We start from the raw sequence: 17,361 nt of genomic DNA, 5'->3' as shown, positions 1-17,361 counted from the left end.
CATGAAAAAAAATATAGTATTTATGGGCACGCCCGAATTTTCGGCATTTATTTTAGAAGAGCTTAGTAAATTTCATAATGTAAGTCTAGTTTTAACCCAAACAGATAAAGAAGTTGGAAGAAAAAAAATATTAACTCCAAGTCCGGTAAAAGAGATTGCGTTAAAACTAAACTTAGAATTAGCACAACCAAAAAGCTTAAGAAATAATGAAGAGATTAGAAATTTAATTAGCAATAAAAAACCAGATTTTATAATAGTTGCAGCTTATGGAAAAATACTGCCAAAAGAGATTTTAGACATAGCACCTTGTATTAATACTCACGCTAGTTTACTTCCTTATTATAGAGGAGCTTCACCTATACAAAGTGCTATTTTAAATGGTGATATTGTAAGTGGAGTTACACTTATGAATATGGATATAGGTCTTGATACTGGAGATATTTTATATCAACAAGAATTAAATATTAAGGATTTAAATTCTCCACAAGTATTTGACAAAATGTCTAAATTATCAGCAAAAATGCTTTTGGAATTTTTAGAAAATCCAAATTATTTTCAACCTATTAAACAAGATGATTCAAAGGCAACTCATACAAAAATTATCAAAAAACAAGATGGTTTAATTGAGCTAAATAATGCTAAAGAAATATATCAAAAATATTTAGCATTTTATGATTGGCCTAATATATTTTTAGAAAATGGTTTAAAGTTAAATGAACTTGAATTGAATGAATGTGAAAGTGATAATAAAGAAGGGCTTATAAAAGAAATAGGTAAAAATTATTTAATTTTAACTTGTAAAAAAGGCAGCTTAAAAGTTTATAAATTGCAAGATGCAGGTAAAAAGTCTTTAGATGCTAATGTATATGTAAATGGTAAAAGGTTAAAACAAGGAGATAGCATTGTATAATCTAGCTTTTTGTAATTGTATAAGTTCAACTCAAGTTGAGCTTATAAATGCTATTAGAAATGGTTTTAAAGAACACGCATTTGCATTGGCTACGCTTAAACAAACTAACGGAATTGGCTCTTGTAATAGAAATTGGATTAGCGATAATACTGATTCACTTGGCAATATAAATTCTAAGATTCATAATCAGTATTTTAAAGATATAGATTTTATATTTTTTGATGAATATAATAAATTTAATTTAGATATAAAAAATAATTTATATTTATCTTTTTTTAATGATAATTTACCAGATGATTTACCTATTCAATCAGCTAGTATATATTATTCTATGATAATGAAAATAGTCTTAAAAGAATTTGGTTCAAAAGTTTTTATCAAATGGCCTAATGATTTTTATTTAGATAATAAAAAAATTGGAGGGCTAATTACTGCAAAAATAAAAAATAAATTAGTTTGTGGTATTGGTATAAACATAACTACAGCACCAGTAGATGCTAATATTTTAGATATAGATATTTCATATTCAACATTACTTAAAACTTTTTTTGATAGAATAAATCTTAATATTTCTTGGAAAGAAATTTTTGATTATTATAAGAGTGATTTTGAATTAAGTAGATCGTTTTATTTTAAAAATGATGATAATACTTATTCATTAAATGATGTAAAATTATATGAAGATGGTTCTATTTTAGTAGATAACAAAAGGATATATAGTTTAAGATGAGTGAAATTATAACAATAGCTAATCAAAAGGGTGGGGTAGGTAAAACAACAACGGCAGTGAATTTAGCAGCTTCTCTTGCGGTAGCTGAAAAAAGTGTTTTACTAATAGATATGGATCCACAAGGTAATGCTACCACAGGATACGGATTTAAAAGAAGTGATTTTGAATTTAATATATATCATGTATTAAGTGGTAAAAAAACATTAGATGAGATTATTTTAAAGACAAGTTTGAATAAACTAGACCTTGCTCCATCAAATATTGTTCTTACTAATTTTGAGCAAGAATTAGGAACAGGTGTAAATAATAAACAAATTTTAAGAAAAGCTTTAAAAGATGTTGTAAATAGATATGATTATATAATAATAGATTCGCCACCTGCATTAGGAAATATCACAATTAATGCACTTGCAGCAAGCACTGATGTAATAATCCCGATTCAATGTGAATATTTAGCATTAGAAGGTTTGGCACATATTTTAAGGACAATTCATAATATAAGAGAAGCAATAAATCCTAAGTTAAGAATAAGGGGAATTTTACCTACTATGTATAGCCCACAGAATAATCTTTCAAAGGATACGGTTGCCGAACTTAAAAAGCATTTAAGTGGCAAGTTATTTAGAAAAGATGGAGAGATAGTAATAATTCCAAGAAATGTAAAACTAGCAGAAAGTCCAAGTTTTGGAAAACCTATAATATTGTATGATATAAAATCTCCAGGTTGTGTTGCTTATCAAAGCTTAGCACATTCTTTAATAGGATAGAAAATGGCAAAAAAATCTTTAGGTTCAGATTTTAGTAGTATTTTAGATGATATATCTTTAGCTTATGATGATGAGTTAAGTGGAGTTTTTAGAAGTGATTTAGATACTATAAGAGATATTAGTATAGATGATATAACTCCAAATCCATATCAGCCAAGAAAAAGTTTTAATGAAGATAGTATAAATGAACTTGCTAATTCCATTAAAAATCATGGATTATTACAACCAATTGTTGTAATAGATGCTGATGAGCTTTGTGAAAAGGCAATGGAAAATGGAGAAAATTTAGAAAAAGTAACTAAATATTTTTTAATTGCTGGTGAGAGAAGATTGAGGGCTATTAAAGCTTTAGGTGAAACAAAAATTAAAGCAATTATTGCAAATATAGATTCAAGTAAAACAAGAGAATTAGCTTTACTTGAAAATATTCAAAGAGAAGATTTAAATCCTATTGAACTTGCTTTAGCTTATAAAGAGTTAATGAGAGTTAGAAAAATTACTCAAGAAGAATTAGCGCATAGTATTCAAAAAAGTAGAGCAAATATAGCAAATACTTTAAGATTACTTACTCTTAGTGAAGATACTCAAAAATTAATTATTGATGGCAAATTAAGTGCAGGTCATGCTAAGGTAATAGCAGGTCAAAAAGAAGATGAAAAGATTTTAGTGAATACAATTATTGGTCAAAAATTAAATGTTAGAGATTGTGAAAAACTAGCAAATAAACTCAAGGGTAAAAATACAAATAACATAATTGATGATAGTTTGTTAAAAAAATTAAAAGAATTTAAAATAGATTTTAAAATACAAAATGGCAAACTTATATTTAATTTAAATCAAGAAAATACTAAAAATTTTGTTGAAAATGCTATAAAAAACTTATAATTTAAATATTATTTGATTTTTTTATGTTAATATAAAGTTTTATCAAAATAAGGAGAATGTATGTTTGATGACTTAGATCTTAAAATGATGTTATTAACAGCTATGTTGTTTTTAATATTGCTTTGGATTTTAGATTACATCTTATACAAACCATTGCTAACCTTTATGAAAAATAGAGATGATGGTATAAAAGAAGATGAAGCTAGAATTCAGCAAAATAACACAGACGCTAGTAATAATGAAACATTAATTGCTAAGATTTATGCTGATGCAAGAGCTAAAGCTCAAGCCATCAAAAGCGAGCAAGTTGCCGTAGCAAAAGAGCAAGCAAGCAAAGCTATAGCAGAAAAAAAGGCTAGTCTTGATTTAGACTATCAGAAATTTTTAACTGAACTTGAAGCAAAAAAAATTCAGTTTAAAAATGAGTTGAAAGCTGATTTGTTTCAGTGTGAAAATGCTTTAAGAGCAAGTATAGAAAAAATTTAAGGTTGCTTTATGAACAGATTAATATGGATTTTATTACCTACTTATTTGTTAGCTAGTGATACAGATATTTTCTATAGAACTATAAATTTTGTAATTTTTGCTGTTATGATGTATTTATTACTTGCTAAAACAATTAAAAAGATATATTGTGATAGAATTGATAATATTAAAAATAGATTAGTATCAATAGAAAAAAGCTTAGATGAGGCTAAAAAAAATAAAGAAGAAGCAATTAAAAAAATAGAGATAGCTAATAACGAGGCTGATAAGCTAATAGAATTAGCTAAAGAACAAGCTATAAAATTAAATGAAAATATTTTAAAAGATGCTAATAATGAGATAGAAAATATGAAAAAATCTTATGAAGAGCAAAAAATATTTGAAGAGAAAAAGGCTAAAGAAGAAGTTGTTAATGAACTTATAGAAGAGCTTTTAAATACTAATGTTAATTTAAAACAATCTGATTTATTAGATATTGTTTCAAGGAAAGTTAGCTAATGGAAAAGTATGTAAATATAATAATGCAAAGAAAAGATAGGGAAGAATTTATATCTTGTTTTGAGATTTTAAAAGAAGCCTTTAAAGATAAAAAAACATTAGTGATAATAAATGCAGTTGGCATTAGCTTAGATAAAAAGATAGAGTTTTTAGTGAGTTTATCTAATACAAACAAAAAAGAAATTATTAATTTTTTAAAGGTATTAGGAGTAAATAATAAACTTGATAAAGTTCCAGTTGTTTATGATGGATTAGTTAAAAAATTAGCTTTAGAAAATAATATTTATTATGCTGATATTTATTCTAAAGAAAAAATTAGTGATAATGATATATTAAAGCACGAAAAAGAATTATCAAATTATTTTAAAAAAGAAATAAAACTAAAAAATATAATTCATGATAAAAATGAAATAAAGATTTATATTGAAGACTTAGGATATGAAATAATAGTATCAGAAACTTCATTAAAAGATAAAATCAAACAGCATATAATGAAAGCAATTTAAGAGGAGTAACAGTGAGTTTTAACGCAAATGAAATTAGCTCAATTATTAAAGAAAGAATTGAGAATTTTAATTTAAATTTAGAAATTGAAGAAACTGGTAAAGTTATTTCAATAGCTGATGGTGTTGCTAATGTTTTTGGATTAAAAAATGTTATGGCAGGAGAAATGGTTGAATTTGAAAATGGCGAAAAAGGTATGGCATTAAACCTTGAAGAAAATAGTGTTGGTGTTGTAGTTTTAGGAAGTTTTTCAAATATTAAAGAAGGTAGCTCTGTTAAAAGATTAAAACAATTATTAAAAGTTCCAGTTGGTGAAGAATTAATTGGTCGCGTTGTTAATGCTTTAGGAGAGCCAATCGACGCAAAAGGTGTTATAAATACTACAAAAACTGCATTCGTTGAAGAAAAAGCTAAAGGTATTATGGCTAGAAAAAGCGTTCATGAACCATTACAAACAGGTATTAAAGCAATTGATGCCCTTGTTCCAATTGGTCGCGGTCAAAGAGAATTAATCATTGGAGATAGACAAACAGGTAAAACAACCGTAGCAGTAGATACCATAATTAATCAAAAAGGTCAAAATGTTGTATGTATTTATGTAGCTATTGGACAAAAACAAAGCACTGTTGCGCAAGTTGTTAAAAAACTTGAAGAACATGGAGCTATGGATTATACAATAGTAGTAAGTGCAACTGCGAGTGATTCAGCGGCTCTTCAATACCTTGCTCCTTATACAGGCGTTACAATGGGTGAGTATTTTAGAGACAATAGCAAACATGCTTTAATAGTATATGATGATTTAAGTAAGCACGCAGTAGCTTATCGTGAAATGAGCTTGATTTTACGCCGTCCTCCAGGTCGTGAAGCTTATCCAGGCGATGTATTTTATCTACATTCAAGATTATTAGAAAGAGCTTCAAAGTTAAGTGATGCTTTAGGTGCAGGTTCGTTAACAGCTTTACCTATTATTGAAACTCAAGCAGGAGATGTTTCAGCATATATTCCAACTAATGTTATTTCAATTACAGATGGACAAATATTCTTAGAAACAGATTTATTTAACTCAGGTATTCGTCCTGCTATTAACGTAGGTTTATCAGTATCTAGGGTAGGTGGTTCTGCTCAAATTAAAGCTACAAAACAAGTATCAGGAACATTAAGATTAGACCTTGCGCAATATCGTGAATTACAAGCATTTGCACAATTTGCAAGTGATTTAGATGAGAGTTCAAGAAAACAATTAGAGCGTGGTCAAAGAATGGTTGAAGTATTAAAACAACCTCCATATAGCCCATTAGCTATTGAAAAGCAAATAGTTCTAATTTATGCTGGTACTAGAGGATTTTTAGATGATATTGCTGTAGATAAGATTACTAAATTTGAAAATGATTTATATGCTTATATTGAAACAAAGTCTCCTGAGATTTTTGAGCAAATTAGAGTTAAAAAAGCTTTAGATAGTGATTTAGAAGATAAAATTAAAAATTTATTAAATGAGTTTAAAGCAACACAAGCGTAGGTTTTGTAATGGCGAATTTAAAAGAGATAAAAAGAAAAATAAAGAGCGTTCATAATACTCAAAAGACTACTAATGCTATGAAATTAGTGTCTACTGCTAAATTAAAAAAAGCAGAAGAGCTTGCTAAGAAGTCTAAAGTATATGCAAGTAAATTGCAAGAGGTTATGCAAGAAATTTCATTTAAGCTAAATCAATTTGATATGGCTAAAGATAGTAGATTTTTTGGTAAGCATGAGATTAAGATTGTGGATGTTGTATTTATTACTTCGGACAAAGGTTTGTGCGGTGGTTTTAATATAAAAACTTTAAAAGAAGTTAGTAAAATTATTAAAGAAAATAAAGAAAAAGGTATTAAAACTAGATTAAGAGCTATAGGAAAAGTTGGTATTGAGTTTTTTAATTTTCAAAAAATTGAAATACTAGATAAATATACAGGCGTTAGTTCTTCACCTGATTATGAAAAAGCTAGAGAAATTATTAATTTAGCTATTAGTGATTATGAAAAAGCATTAACTGATAAGATAATATTAGTTCATAATGGCTATAAAAATATGATTTCTCAAGAATTATCAGTGTGTAATTTATTACCTGTAGATTCAAGTAATTCTGAAATTACTAATTCAAATTCTTTATTAGAAATTGAACCTGAAGAAAAGGAAGTTTTAGAAGAATTACTAAAAAGATATATAGAATATAGTATGTTTTATTCATTGATAGATAGTTTAGCAGCTGAACATAGTGCTAGAATGCAAGCAATGGATAACGCAACTAATAATGCTAAAGCAAGGGTTAAAGAACTTAATTTAGCTTATAATAAAGCAAGACAAGAAAGCATAACTACTGAATTAATTGAAATTATCAGTGGTGTTGAATCAATGAAAGAATAGGAGAATATATGCAAGGATTTATATCTCAGGTATTAGGACCTGTTGTAGATGTTGAATTTAGCGATTATTTACCACAAATCAATGAAGCTATTGAAGTAAATTATGAGGTTGAAGGTAAGCAAATTCGTTTAATATTAGAAGTAGCAGCACATTTAGGTGATGGCCGTGTAAGAACTATTGCTATGGATATGACTGATGGTTTAGTAAGAGGAACTAAAGCTGTTAGCTTAGGTGCTCCAATTAGTGTTCCTGTTGGGGAAAAAGTTTTAGGAAGAATTTTCAATGTGGTTGGAGATTTAATTGATGAAGGTGCTCCAGAAAATTATGAAACAAAATGGGCTATTCATAGAGAACCACCTAAATTTGAAGACCAAAGCACAAAAAGTGAAATATTTGAAACTGGTATTAAAGTAGTTGATTTACTTGCTCCTTATGCAAAAGGTGGTAAAGTAGGATTATTTGGTGGTGCTGGTGTTGGTAAAACAGTTATTATTATGGAATTAATTCACAATGTTGCGTTTAAACATAGTGGTTATTCAGTATTTGCTGGTGTTGGTGAGAGAACTCGTGAAGGAAATGACCTTTATAATGAAATGAAAGAAAGCAATGTTTTAGATAAAGTTGCTTTATGCTATGGTCAAATGAATGAACCACCAGGGGCAAGAAATCGTATTGCTTTAACAGGTCTTACAATGGCTGAATATTTTAGAGATGAAATGGGACTTGATGTTTTAATGTTTATTGATAATATCTTTAGATTTTCTCAATCAGGTTCAGAAATGTCAGCTTTACTTGGTCGTATTCCTTCAGCTGTTGGTTATCAGCCAACTTTAGCAAGTGAAATGGGTAAATTCCAAGAAAGAATTACATCAACTAAAAAAGGTTCAATTACTTCAGTTCAAGCTGTTTATGTTCCTGCTGATGACTTAACAGACCCAGCGCCTGCAACCGTTTTTGCTCACCTAGATGCTACAACGGTTTTAAATAGAAGTATTGCTGAAAAAGGAATTTATCCTGCAGTTGACCCACTTGATTCAACTTCAAGAATGCTTGACCCACAAATTATTGGTGAAGAGCATTATAAGGTAGCTCGTGGAGTTCAAAGTGTGCTTCAAAAATATAAAGATTTACAAGATATCATAGCTATTTTAGGTATGGATGAACTTAGCGAAGAAGATAAATTAGTTGTTGAAAGAGCTAGAAAAATTGAGAAATTCCTATCACAACCATTCTTCGTAGCTGAAGTTTTCACAGGTAGTCCTGGAAAATATATAAGCCTTGAAGAAACTATAGCTGGATTTAAAGGTATATTAGAAGGTAAATATGATGACTTACCTGAAAACGCATTTTATATGGTAGGAAATATTGAAGAGGCTATTAAGAAAGCAGAAAAATTAAAGGCTTAATATGGATAAATTAACTTTAGAAATAGTTACTCCACACGGAGAAATCTTTAATTCAGAAGTTAAATCAGTGTTAGTGCCAGGAAGTGAAGGTGAGTTTGGTGTTTTGCCAAACCACGCTTCTGTAATTTCTTTGCTTCAAGCTGGTGTAATTAGTGTGGAAAATTATGATGGTTCAAAGGAGCTTATAGCTATTGATTCAGGCCATGTAAAAGTTGATGAAAATAGTGTTGTTATTTTAGCTCAAGGTGCTGTTTATCTAGGTGGTAATGATAATTCAATAAGCAAAAAAAAGTTAGAAGAAGCTAAAGAATTATTAAAATCAGCAGGTGCAAATTCAGCAACCCTTGCCGCAACTTTAGGAAGACTGGATTCTAAATGAATTTGATTTCGGATTTTGACTTAGCTACTTTATTAGCAGTTGGGATTTTAGGTTTTTATTCTATTATTGCTTTAGCGATTTTTTTATATCGCTTAAGCAATATTTCTAAATTTTATCAAGAAGAGTTAAGAACTTTAGATAGGTTATTAAAAAATCAAGATTTATCTTTTGAGGCCTATTTTAAACCTTGTGAAGGTTCTATGAAAAAATTAGAGATTTATTATAATGAGGCTTCTAAAAATCTTAGTGAAGGCCTTACTTGGCTTAGTATTATTGCTACTACTTCGCCTTTTATAGGATTGTTTGGAACCGTTGTTTCAATATACTTTACTTTAATATCTTTAAATGGAAATGGTGATATTACTCAAATCGCTTCTCCAATTGGTCATGCTTTAATAGCTACTGCTAGTGGGATTATTTCTGCTATTTTAGCTTATACATTTCATTTAATTGTGAAACGAAAAGTATTTGAATGTTTAAATATTTTAGAGAGTCAAATAAAGATTATTAGCGATGAAAAATGATTTTTTACACGAAGACCCAGAGTTAAACATAACTCCTTTAGTTGATGTTATGTTAGTATTATTGGTAATTTTAATGTTAGTAATTCCTAATTTAAAATATGATGAAAATATTAATTTACCAAATGGCTCAAAATCAAGTGTTAGCAAAGCAAAAAAAGATGATATTTTCGTAAGTATTACAAAAGATGAAGTAGTTTTAAATAAGAAAAAATATCCTTATATTGCTTTTTTTGATAATTTTAGTTTAATTAAAAATCAATTTGATAAAGATAAAATAGTTTATATATCTGGAGATAAAGATATAAGTTACGATAAGCTAATGCAAGTATTGTCAACTTTTTCAAAAGCAGGATTTGTAAAAATTTCACTTCAAACAAAATGAGTAAATCAAAAGCTTTTTTATTATCTTGTTTAATATATGTGCTTACTATATTAATATTTATTTTGCTAATAAATATTTTTGCTAAAAATGAAGAAGTTATTAAATATGGCAATAGTGAAGTGGATATATTGTTCGTAGAAGATAATGTTGAAACTCCAGCCGAGGTTAAACAAGACTATACTAAAGAAGTAGCAAAAAAAATAAATAAAAGTCCAGAAAATACAAGCAATGATAATGCTACAAAAGATAATCAAAATAAAGTAATTGAACAAAATGAAAAAGTAGAACAACAAACTGATAGTAAAGATAGTGATAGTGATTTAAGTAGTTTGTTTGGGGATTTAAAAGTTAGCAAAAGTGAAAGAAAAAATCCAAAAAAGGAAACTAAGCAAGAAGAAAATAAATTAAATCAATCACAATTAGATGCTTTAAAAAAAATACAATCACAATTAGCTAATACAACAATTAAGTCAAATAATAATTCAGAGACTACACAAACATCTGCTAAGGTTTCTGGAATTTATGATGAATATTTTGGTAGAGTGAATGCGTATTTGAAAAATGTTTGGAGTTTAGTAACTGCTAATAGTTCAGATATTAATGATAAGGAAATTTTTGAAGTAGCTTTTACAATATCAAAAAATGGTATAATAAAAATCAAAGATAATGGTTTTAATGAAAGCTCTGCTTTAAGACAAAAGGCAAGAATTTTTATACAAACTATTAATCAACAAAACAAAAATTTAGGAATTCCACCAAATCAACAAGATTATAGTGGTAGTTTAAGGCTTTCGGTTATATTAAGTATCAAGGAGATAAAATGAAAAAGATATTTTTATTATGTTTTAGTTTAGTATGCTTAACTGCTGATATTATTATGGATGTGGTTAGCGAGCAAGAGGTGTTGCCTAAGATTAGAATAACTACAAGTAGTTTGGTTAATTTTGATTTTGATAAGGTAATTAAAAATGATGTTTTAGTAAGTTCTAAATTTGAAATTACTAATGAAAATAATGCAAATTATGAATTAAATTATAATTTAAATCCTGTAGGAAATAATTATGAGTTAAGCATAACTCTTAAGGGTATGAATAACGAAATTAAGTATAACAATACTTTTACTTATCCAAAAAGTGCTTATGTGTTTTTATCTCACAAAGCAATTTCACAAATGTTTAAGGACTTAAAATTAGCAGATTTAGATTGGATGAATAAAAAGATTTTAATTACTAGAAAAATAGCTGCTAAGCAAAGTCAAATTCTTATTGCAGATTACACTTTAAATTATCAAAAAATTATTATGCAAGGTGGGTTAAATTTATTTGCAAAATGGGCAAATAGCAATCAAAATGAATTTTATTATACAGATTATAATAAAGATATTTTGAGTATATATAAATATAATTTATTGAATAATCAAAAAACTTTAATTACTCAAGGTTCTGGTATGTTAGCACTTAGTGATATTAGCAAAGATGGAACTAAAGCATTAATTACTAAAACAACGGAAGATCAACCAGAAATATTTTTATTAGATTTAAATACTAAAAATACAAAAAGACTTACTATGTATAAAGGAATAGATGTTAGTGCAAGATTTGTAGGTAGTGATAGTTTTGCTTTTGTTAGCGATAGAAGTTCTTATCCTAATTTATATTTACAAGGTCTTGATAAAACTAATGCAACTCAATTAGTTTATCATGGTAAAAACAATTCTGCCTTTAGTGTTTATAATAATTATATAGTTTATTCAAGTCGTGAAAAATCAGGAGATTTTAACTTATATGTTATGGCAACTGATTCGCAATATGTAAGACAATTGACATTAAATGGTAGAAATATTTTCCCTAATTTTAGTAGCGATGGTAAGACAATTATGTTTATAAAATTATTAGGAATGCAAAGTTCTTTAGGAATTTTAAGACTTGATGAGAATAAAGTGTATCATTTCCCACTAAAAGTTGGTAAAATTTCAACTTTGGATTGGTAATTAAATAAATTTTTAGTTTTGGAAATTATAATTTCAATTACTTTTTATGAAAGGAAAAAAATGAAAAAATTAGCTTATGCAGTTGCTTTAGCAGCTTTAGTTGTTGGTTGTAGTCAAAAGGCTACAGTTGAGGCTCCAAAAAAAGTGGAGGTTGCTCCAGATATGAATGTAGATGTTAAGGAAGATATTAATACTAAACTAGAAAGAATTAATAATTCTTTAGGTAAAGTATATTTTGACTTTGACAAATATGATATTCGTTCAGATATGTATGGCGTAGTATCAAATAACGCAAGTTTATTAAATCAAGATGGTAAAGATTTAAATATTGTTGTTGAAGGTAACTGCGACGAGTGGGGTAGTGAAGAATATAACCAAGCTTTAGGTTTAAAAAGAGCTAAAGCTGTTAAAGATGGTTTAGAATCTCAAGGAGTTAGCAGCTCAAGAATTACAATTAAAAGCTATGGCGAAAACAACCCAGTATGTAATGATAAAACAAAAGAATGCGATGCTCAAAATCGTAGAGCAGAAACAAAAGTTCAGTTTTAATTTATGCTAAAACAAATACTTTTTATAGGGGCTTTAGCCCCTATTATTTACGCAGAAACTTCAGCCTTTAATGCAGGTAATATAAATATTAAAGAGCCTTATGGGCTAACAGAAAATGAAAAAGTTTTATTAGAGAACAAAAAAAAGGTTGAAACTCTTAGTAAAGATTATACTGGTGTTGATTTTAAAACAAATAAGGCTTTAGAAAGAATTGAAGGTATTCAAAGTGTAGTTGATGATTTGAATAACAAAACTTATAATTTTGAAGGTAAATTATTAGAAGTAGAAAAGTTTTCAAAAGAAAAACTTGATATTTATGATAAAGATATTTCTGAAATAAAACAAGAATTAAAAAATCAAAAAAACAGCATTAATCAGTTAAAAAAGGCTTTAAGTGAATTAACAAATTTAGTTAGTAGCTTGGGCGAGAATAAAGCTGTAAAATCTACAACTCAGCAAGTAGTAGCAAATGAGGTTGCAGCTAAAAATGAAACTCCAGCTCAAAAAATGGCAAATGCTATAAGTTTATATAATAGTAAAGATTATGAAAATTCCGCAAAAATTTTTGAAGAATTAGCAAATGCAAAACATAAACCTGCACAATGTAATTTTTATTTAGGACAAATTGCATACGCACAAAAAGACTATAAAAATGCTATATATTATTACAAAACAAGTTCAGATTTATATAATAATCAAGGGGTAAAAGCTCCTAATATGCCTTTAATTTTATTAAATACCGCAAATTCGTTGAAGGCAATTAATGAAACAGAAAAAGCAAATAATTTTTATGCAGCACTTAAAAAACAATTTCCAGATTCAAGTGAAGCTAAAAGTATAAATTAATAGAAAGGATTAAAAATGGCTATAAAAAAAGACAGCGTAGTATCACTTAATTTTATATTGCGTGATGCAAAAACTAATGAAGTGTTAGAAAATAATACTGATTTTCATCCTATTTCATTTTTATTAGGTAGAAATCAAGTATTAGAGGCTTTAGAAGATGAAATTGCTAAACTAAATGAGGGTGATGAAAGTGATATTTTAATCACTAAAGATAAAGCTTGGCAAGAATATGATGAGAATTTGGTTCAAGAATTACCAAAAGAACAATTCGCAGGCATTGATTTAAATGTTGGCTTAGAATTATTCGGAGAAAACGAAGATGGCTCAACAGTTAGAGTTGTTGTTAAAGAAATCAAAGATAGTAGCGTAGTAATTGATTATAATCATCCTTATGCAGGAAGAGATTTATTATTTACCGTAAATATTAAAGAAGTAAGAGATGCTACTCCTGAAGAATTAGAAAGTGGTGCAGTAGCACAAGCTGGTGGATGTGGATGTGGAAATCACGGACATAGTGGTTGCAAAGGCGATGGAAGTTGCGGTCATCATCACGATGATGAAGATGATCATCACCATCATCACCACGGCGGCGGTTGTTGCAGAGGTTAAGAGCTAAGGTTTAGCTAAAATTGTTAAGGCGATTTATTTCGCCTTATACTAATATTTATTATATACTCAAAGTATTCAGTTTTTTAAAATTAATCATTTTTATAATTTTATTTTTTATGTCAAATCTTTAAAATACATTTATTGCTATCAAATTCATAAATTACAAGCAATTTTGAATATATAATCGTAAGTTATAAATATACAAAACTTATTATTTTTAACTTGATTTTTAATTCAATCATAAAAAAGTGCTAAAATTGTGATATTAAAAATATAGATTGTATTAGTATTACAAGTTAAACTTCGTTTATTATTTTAATAATGGAATTTATATTTTTATAATATTATACAAAATGTAAAAAAGATTTATAATAGCTGTAATTAAAAGATTTTAATACTTGTATTATAAGATTTGATAATAAAATAAATTAAAAAGGAAAAATATGAATTACGCATTTTTATACCCAGGTCAAGGTTCTCAAAGTGCTTTTATGGGTCAAGAATTATTTGATAATTTTGAGTTTGTAAGAAAAACTTATGATGAAGTTAGTAGTTTTTGTGGTATTGATTTTAAAGAATTAATTTTTAGTAAAAATGATAGATTAGATATAAGTGAATTTACCCAACCTGCAATATTACTAAATAGCATTATGTATTATAAAGTATTTGAAAAATTATTAGAAGAAAATGGAATTTCTTTAAGAAAAAAAGATGATATAAAGCCTTTTATTAGTTATGAAGACACTCCATCTTTAGGACATTCTTTAGGAGAATTTTCGGCTTTATGTGCAAATAATGCACTTGAATTAAAAAATGCTTTAAAGCTAGTAAATATGCGTGGAAAATATATGCAAGAATGTGCAAGTAGCGAAAATCCTGCTTCTATGATGGTTATTTTAGGTTTAGATGATAATTTAGTAGAAGAAATTTGTGCTAAAGCAAATAAGGAAAATAAGCAAATCTATGCGGCAAATTACAATTGTGATGGTCAAATAGTTGTAGCTGGGCTTAAAAAAGATTTAGAAAATAGCATAGATGATTTTAAAAATGCTGGAGCAAAAAGAGCAATGCTACTTAATATGAGCGTAGCAAGTCATTGCCCTTTAATGCAAAGTGCAGCTAATAAATTAGAAAAAGAATTGTTATTTAATGATGATTTCATACCAGTAATCTCAAATGCTTTTACAAAGCCTTATAGCACTAAAAATGAAGCTATTTTAGCTATAAAAGAGCAACTTATTAAGCCTGTTTTATATAAACAAAGCATAAAAAGTATAGAAAATAGCGTTGATGGTTTTATAGAATTTGGAAGCAGTGTTTTATGCGGACTTAATAAAAAAATAACAAACAAACCAAGTATTAGTATAAAAAGCCTAGAAGATATTGAAAATTTTATAAAAACATTTAAGGAAAACCTATGAAAATAGCAATTTTAGGTGCTATGCGTGAAGAAATTGAGCCAATTTTAAATGAGTATTCTTATAAAGAAAGTAAATATGCAAATAATACTTATTATTTCATTGATTACGCAGGTCATGAACTAATTATTGCTTATTCAAAAATAGGCAAAGTAAATTCAGCCCTAAGTGCAAGTGTAATGATAGAAAAATATAAGGCTGATTGTTTGCTTTTTACAGGCGTTGCAGGGTCGCTTAATCCTAATTTAAAAATAGGTGATTTATTAATTGCAGAAGAATTAGTGCAGCACGATATAGATATAACAGCATTCGGACACAAACCTGGCTATGTCCCTGAAACTAGCGTTTTTATAAAAACAAGTGAAAAATTAAATAATATTGCTAAAAAAGTAGCAAAAGAGCTTGATTTAAATGTAGTTAGCGGCATTATTGCGACATCAGACCAATTTATTTGCGATGAAACTAAGAAAAATTGGATTAAAGATACTTTTAATGCTGATGCGGTTGAGATGGAAGGAGCAAGCGTTGCTTTAGTTTGCGAAAGCCTTAATGTGCCTTGTTTTATACTAAGAGCAATTAGCGATGATGCAGGTGGAAATGCTGATGTTAGTTTTGATGAGTTTTTAGAACTAGCTGCTAAAAATAGTGCTAGATTTGTCTTAAAAATGTGCGAACATTTGTTTAAAAATGAGCTTAGCAAAAGACTTATTAAAGAAGTAGCAAGAGCTTGTGATAAGTTTAATTTGATTGAAGAAGGCGATAAGGTTTTAGTAGGACTTAGCGGTGGAAAAGATAGCTTAAGCTTACTGATGCTGCTTAAACATATGCAAAGAGCAGTCCCATTTAAGTTTGAATTTGAAGCAGTAACGCTTAGTTATGGAATGGGTGAAGATTATAAATATCTAAGTAATTATTGCAAGATTTTAGGTATAAAGCATACAATAATTGAAAGTAATATTTATGAGATTTCTAGTGAAAAAATCCGTCAAAATTCAAGCTTTTGCTCGTTTTTCTCTCGTATGAGAAGGGGATATTTATATACTTATGCTAAGGAAAATGGCTTTAATAAATTAGCTTTAGGACACCATTTAGATGATGCTATTGAGAGCTTTTTTATGAACTTTACTTATAATGGAGCTTTAAGAACACTTGCTGCGAAATTCACTTCAGCACAAGGAATTACCGTAATTCGTCCTTTGATATTTGTTCGTGAAAGAATGTTAAGAGAAAATGCTATCAAAAATGGTCTTAAAACAATAGGTGATGAAGCTTGCCCTGCTATGAGATTTGATGTGAAAATGCCACACGCAAGAGCAGAAACAAAAGAGCTTTTAGCAAGTCTTGAAGCACAAAATCCAAAATTATTTAAAAGCCTTGAAAACGCCTTTTTTAACATTCATTATGATACTTTTTTTGCAAACGAAGGTGCTAATTATTGCAAGGAATAATTTTAAATACCTTTAGCGTTAGGGATAAAGATTTAATAGTCTTTATCCTAAGCAGCGAAGAATTAGTAAAATGCTATAGATTTTACGGAGTTAGACACTCACATTTAATAGTCGGAAATATTATTGATTATGAGCTAAGTATTCAGCCTTTATTTTTGCCAAAACTACACTCAACAATGCAATTAGCCTTGCCTTGGAATGATTATGAGATTATTAAGGCTTGGCAGAGTTTTTGTGTGCTTTTATATGAGCATTTAAAAGATAATCAAGAGTGCGGAAGTTTTTATTATGATTTAAGTTTAAGAATAATTAATAGATTAAAAACTCAACATTATAAAAGAGTATTTTTAGATGCTTATGCTTTGATGATTGAGTATGAAGGTAGGCTTTATTTTAGTGAAACTTGCACGGAATGCAATAAAGAATTAAATGATTTTTTTTCTTTAGGAGAAGGATTTTTAATGTATTGTAGGGGTTGTAAAGTGAGTGTAAGTATCAATAAAATTAAGATGAAAGATTATCTAAAAAATAAAAATTCAGCTATATTTGAAGATAGTGAAATAGATTTATTGTACGAAGTATTTTCTAAAAAATTATAAAACTACAAAAGCTAAATTAAATTCT

General features: G+C 28.0%; 21 protein-coding genes and 1 pseudogene. All 22 read left to right on the top strand.

From position 1 onward, the window contains the following. Position 1 precedes the first annotated feature (1 nt). The 22 genes and pseudogenes from fmt to recO all read left to right on the top strand — a co-directional run bounded on the left by fmt (position 2) and on the right by recO (position 17,336). Positions 2–910 (top strand): methionyl-tRNA formyltransferase, encoded by a 909-nt coding sequence (fmt, locus tag KJR01_RS04065; RefSeq protein ID WP_214117380.1) that lies wholly within the window; start codon positions 2–4, stop codon positions 908–910. Further along, positions 903–1,640 (top strand): biotin--[acetyl-CoA-carboxylase] ligase, encoded by a 738-nt coding sequence (locus KJR01_RS04060; protein WP_214117379.1) that lies wholly within the window; start codon positions 903–905, stop codon positions 1,638–1,640. Before fmt ends, KJR01_RS04060 begins: the two co-directional genes overlap by 8 nt. Continuing rightward, on the top strand, positions 1,637–2,407 hold the full coding sequence (locus KJR01_RS04055; RefSeq protein ID WP_214117378.1) for a ParA family protein: 771 nt from the start codon (positions 1,637–1,639) through the stop codon (positions 2,405–2,407). Before KJR01_RS04060 ends, KJR01_RS04055 begins: the two co-directional genes overlap by 4 nt. A gap of 3 nt (positions 2,408–2,410) precedes the next feature. Continuing rightward, positions 2,411–3,292, top strand: coding sequence for a ParB/RepB/Spo0J family partition protein (locus KJR01_RS04050; protein WP_214117377.1), 882 nt, complete (start codon positions 2,411–2,413; stop codon positions 3,290–3,292). Positions 3,293–3,352: 60 nt separating this feature from the next. Further along, a complete protein-coding gene (locus tag KJR01_RS04045) occupies positions 3,353–3,778 on the top strand; it encodes a F0F1 ATP synthase subunit B family protein (RefSeq protein ID WP_214117376.1) in 426 nt (141 codons plus the stop codon). A gap of 9 nt (positions 3,779–3,787) precedes the next feature. Next, positions 3,788–4,276 carry a F0F1 ATP synthase subunit B family protein gene (locus KJR01_RS04040; RefSeq protein WP_214117375.1) on the top strand — a complete coding sequence of 163 codons (489 nt, stop codon included), beginning with the start codon at positions 3,788–3,790 and terminating at the stop codon, positions 4,274–4,276. After that, complete coding sequence (locus KJR01_RS04035; protein WP_214117374.1) at positions 4,276–4,782, top strand: F0F1 ATP synthase subunit delta; 507 nt, start codon at positions 4,276–4,278, stop codon at positions 4,780–4,782. The genes KJR01_RS04040 and KJR01_RS04035 overlap by 1 nt, the downstream gene beginning before the upstream one ends. A gap of 11 nt (positions 4,783–4,793) precedes the next feature. Beyond that, a complete protein-coding gene (gene atpA / locus KJR01_RS04030) occupies positions 4,794–6,299 on the top strand; it encodes a F0F1 ATP synthase subunit alpha (protein WP_214117373.1) in 1,506 nt (501 codons plus the stop codon). Positions 6,300–6,307: 8 nt separating this feature from the next. Continuing rightward, the gene (gene atpG / locus KJR01_RS04025) at positions 6,308–7,186 is read left to right on the top strand and encodes an ATP synthase F1 subunit gamma (protein ID WP_214117372.1); all 879 of its coding nucleotides are present in this window, start codon (positions 6,308–6,310) and stop codon (positions 7,184–7,186) included. Positions 7,187–7,194: 8 nt separating this feature from the next. Then, entirely contained in the window at positions 7,195–8,592 is a 1,398-nt protein-coding gene (gene atpD, locus KJR01_RS04020; RefSeq protein WP_214117371.1) for a F0F1 ATP synthase subunit beta, read from the top strand. 1 nt (position 8,593) lies between these two features. Further along, positions 8,594–8,971 carry an ATP synthase F1 subunit epsilon gene (gene atpC / locus KJR01_RS04015; protein ID WP_214117370.1) on the top strand — a complete coding sequence of 126 codons (378 nt, stop codon included), beginning with the start codon at positions 8,594–8,596 and terminating at the stop codon, positions 8,969–8,971. Next, positions 8,968–9,495: a MotA/TolQ/ExbB proton channel family protein gene (locus tag KJR01_RS04010; RefSeq protein WP_214117369.1), complete on the top strand. Its 528-nt coding sequence runs from the start codon at positions 8,968–8,970 to the stop codon at positions 9,493–9,495. Before atpC ends, KJR01_RS04010 begins: the two co-directional genes overlap by 4 nt. Then, positions 9,485–9,877 carry a biopolymer transporter ExbD gene (locus KJR01_RS04005; RefSeq protein WP_214117368.1) on the top strand — a complete coding sequence of 131 codons (393 nt, stop codon included), beginning with the start codon at positions 9,485–9,487 and terminating at the stop codon, positions 9,875–9,877. The genes KJR01_RS04010 and KJR01_RS04005 overlap by 11 nt, the downstream gene beginning before the upstream one ends. Next, positions 9,874–10,701, top strand: a complete 828-nt coding sequence (locus KJR01_RS04000; protein WP_214117367.1) for a hypothetical protein — start codon at positions 9,874–9,876, stop codon at positions 10,699–10,701. Before KJR01_RS04005 ends, KJR01_RS04000 begins: the two co-directional genes overlap by 4 nt. Beyond that, on the top strand, positions 10,698–11,867 hold the full coding sequence (locus KJR01_RS03995) for a PD40 domain-containing protein (protein WP_214117366.1): 1,170 nt from the start codon (positions 10,698–10,700) through the stop codon (positions 11,865–11,867). The genes KJR01_RS04000 and KJR01_RS03995 overlap by 4 nt, the downstream gene beginning before the upstream one ends. Before the next feature lie 60 nt (positions 11,868–11,927). After that, the gene (locus KJR01_RS03990; RefSeq protein ID WP_214117365.1) at positions 11,928–12,416 is read left to right on the top strand and encodes an OmpA family protein; all 489 of its coding nucleotides are present in this window, start codon (positions 11,928–11,930) and stop codon (positions 12,414–12,416) included. A 3-nt stretch (positions 12,417–12,419) separates the two neighbouring features. Beyond that, positions 12,420–13,262 carry a tetratricopeptide repeat protein gene (locus KJR01_RS03985; protein ID WP_214117364.1) on the top strand — a complete coding sequence of 281 codons (843 nt, stop codon included), beginning with the start codon at positions 12,420–12,422 and terminating at the stop codon, positions 13,260–13,262. A 15-nt stretch (positions 13,263–13,277) separates the two neighbouring features. Next, positions 13,278–13,871, top strand: coding sequence for an FKBP-type peptidyl-prolyl cis-trans isomerase (locus KJR01_RS03980; RefSeq protein ID WP_214117363.1), 594 nt, complete (start codon positions 13,278–13,280; stop codon positions 13,869–13,871). A gap of 443 nt (positions 13,872–14,314) precedes the next feature. Then, entirely contained in the window at positions 14,315–15,292 is a 978-nt protein-coding gene (locus KJR01_RS03975; RefSeq protein WP_214117362.1) for an ACP S-malonyltransferase, read from the top strand. Next, positions 15,289–15,969 (top strand): annotated as a pseudogene (locus KJR01_RS03970) (5'-methylthioadenosine/adenosylhomocysteine nucleosidase); the annotation flags it as partial. The gene KJR01_RS03975 and the pseudogene KJR01_RS03970, both read left to right, overlap by 4 nt. Continuing rightward, positions 15,955–16,737: a PP-loop family protein gene (locus tag KJR01_RS03965; RefSeq protein ID WP_214117410.1), complete on the top strand. Its 783-nt coding sequence runs from the start codon at positions 15,955–15,957 to the stop codon at positions 16,735–16,737. The pseudogene KJR01_RS03970 and the gene KJR01_RS03965, both read left to right, overlap by 15 nt. After that, positions 16,725–17,336, top strand: a complete 612-nt coding sequence (gene recO / locus KJR01_RS03960; protein ID WP_214117361.1) for a recombination protein RecO — start codon at positions 16,725–16,727, stop codon at positions 17,334–17,336. Before KJR01_RS03965 ends, recO begins: the two co-directional genes overlap by 13 nt. Positions 17,337–17,361: the final 25 nt, after the last annotated feature.

This window comes from Campylobacter sp. 2018MI10 (assembly GCF_018501175.1).
Classification (GTDB): domain Bacteria; phylum Campylobacterota; class Campylobacteria; order Campylobacterales; family Campylobacteraceae; genus Campylobacter_E.
The sequence above is the reverse complement of the archived record's forward strand: the minus strand, read 5'-3'. Positions and strand labels throughout refer to the sequence as shown.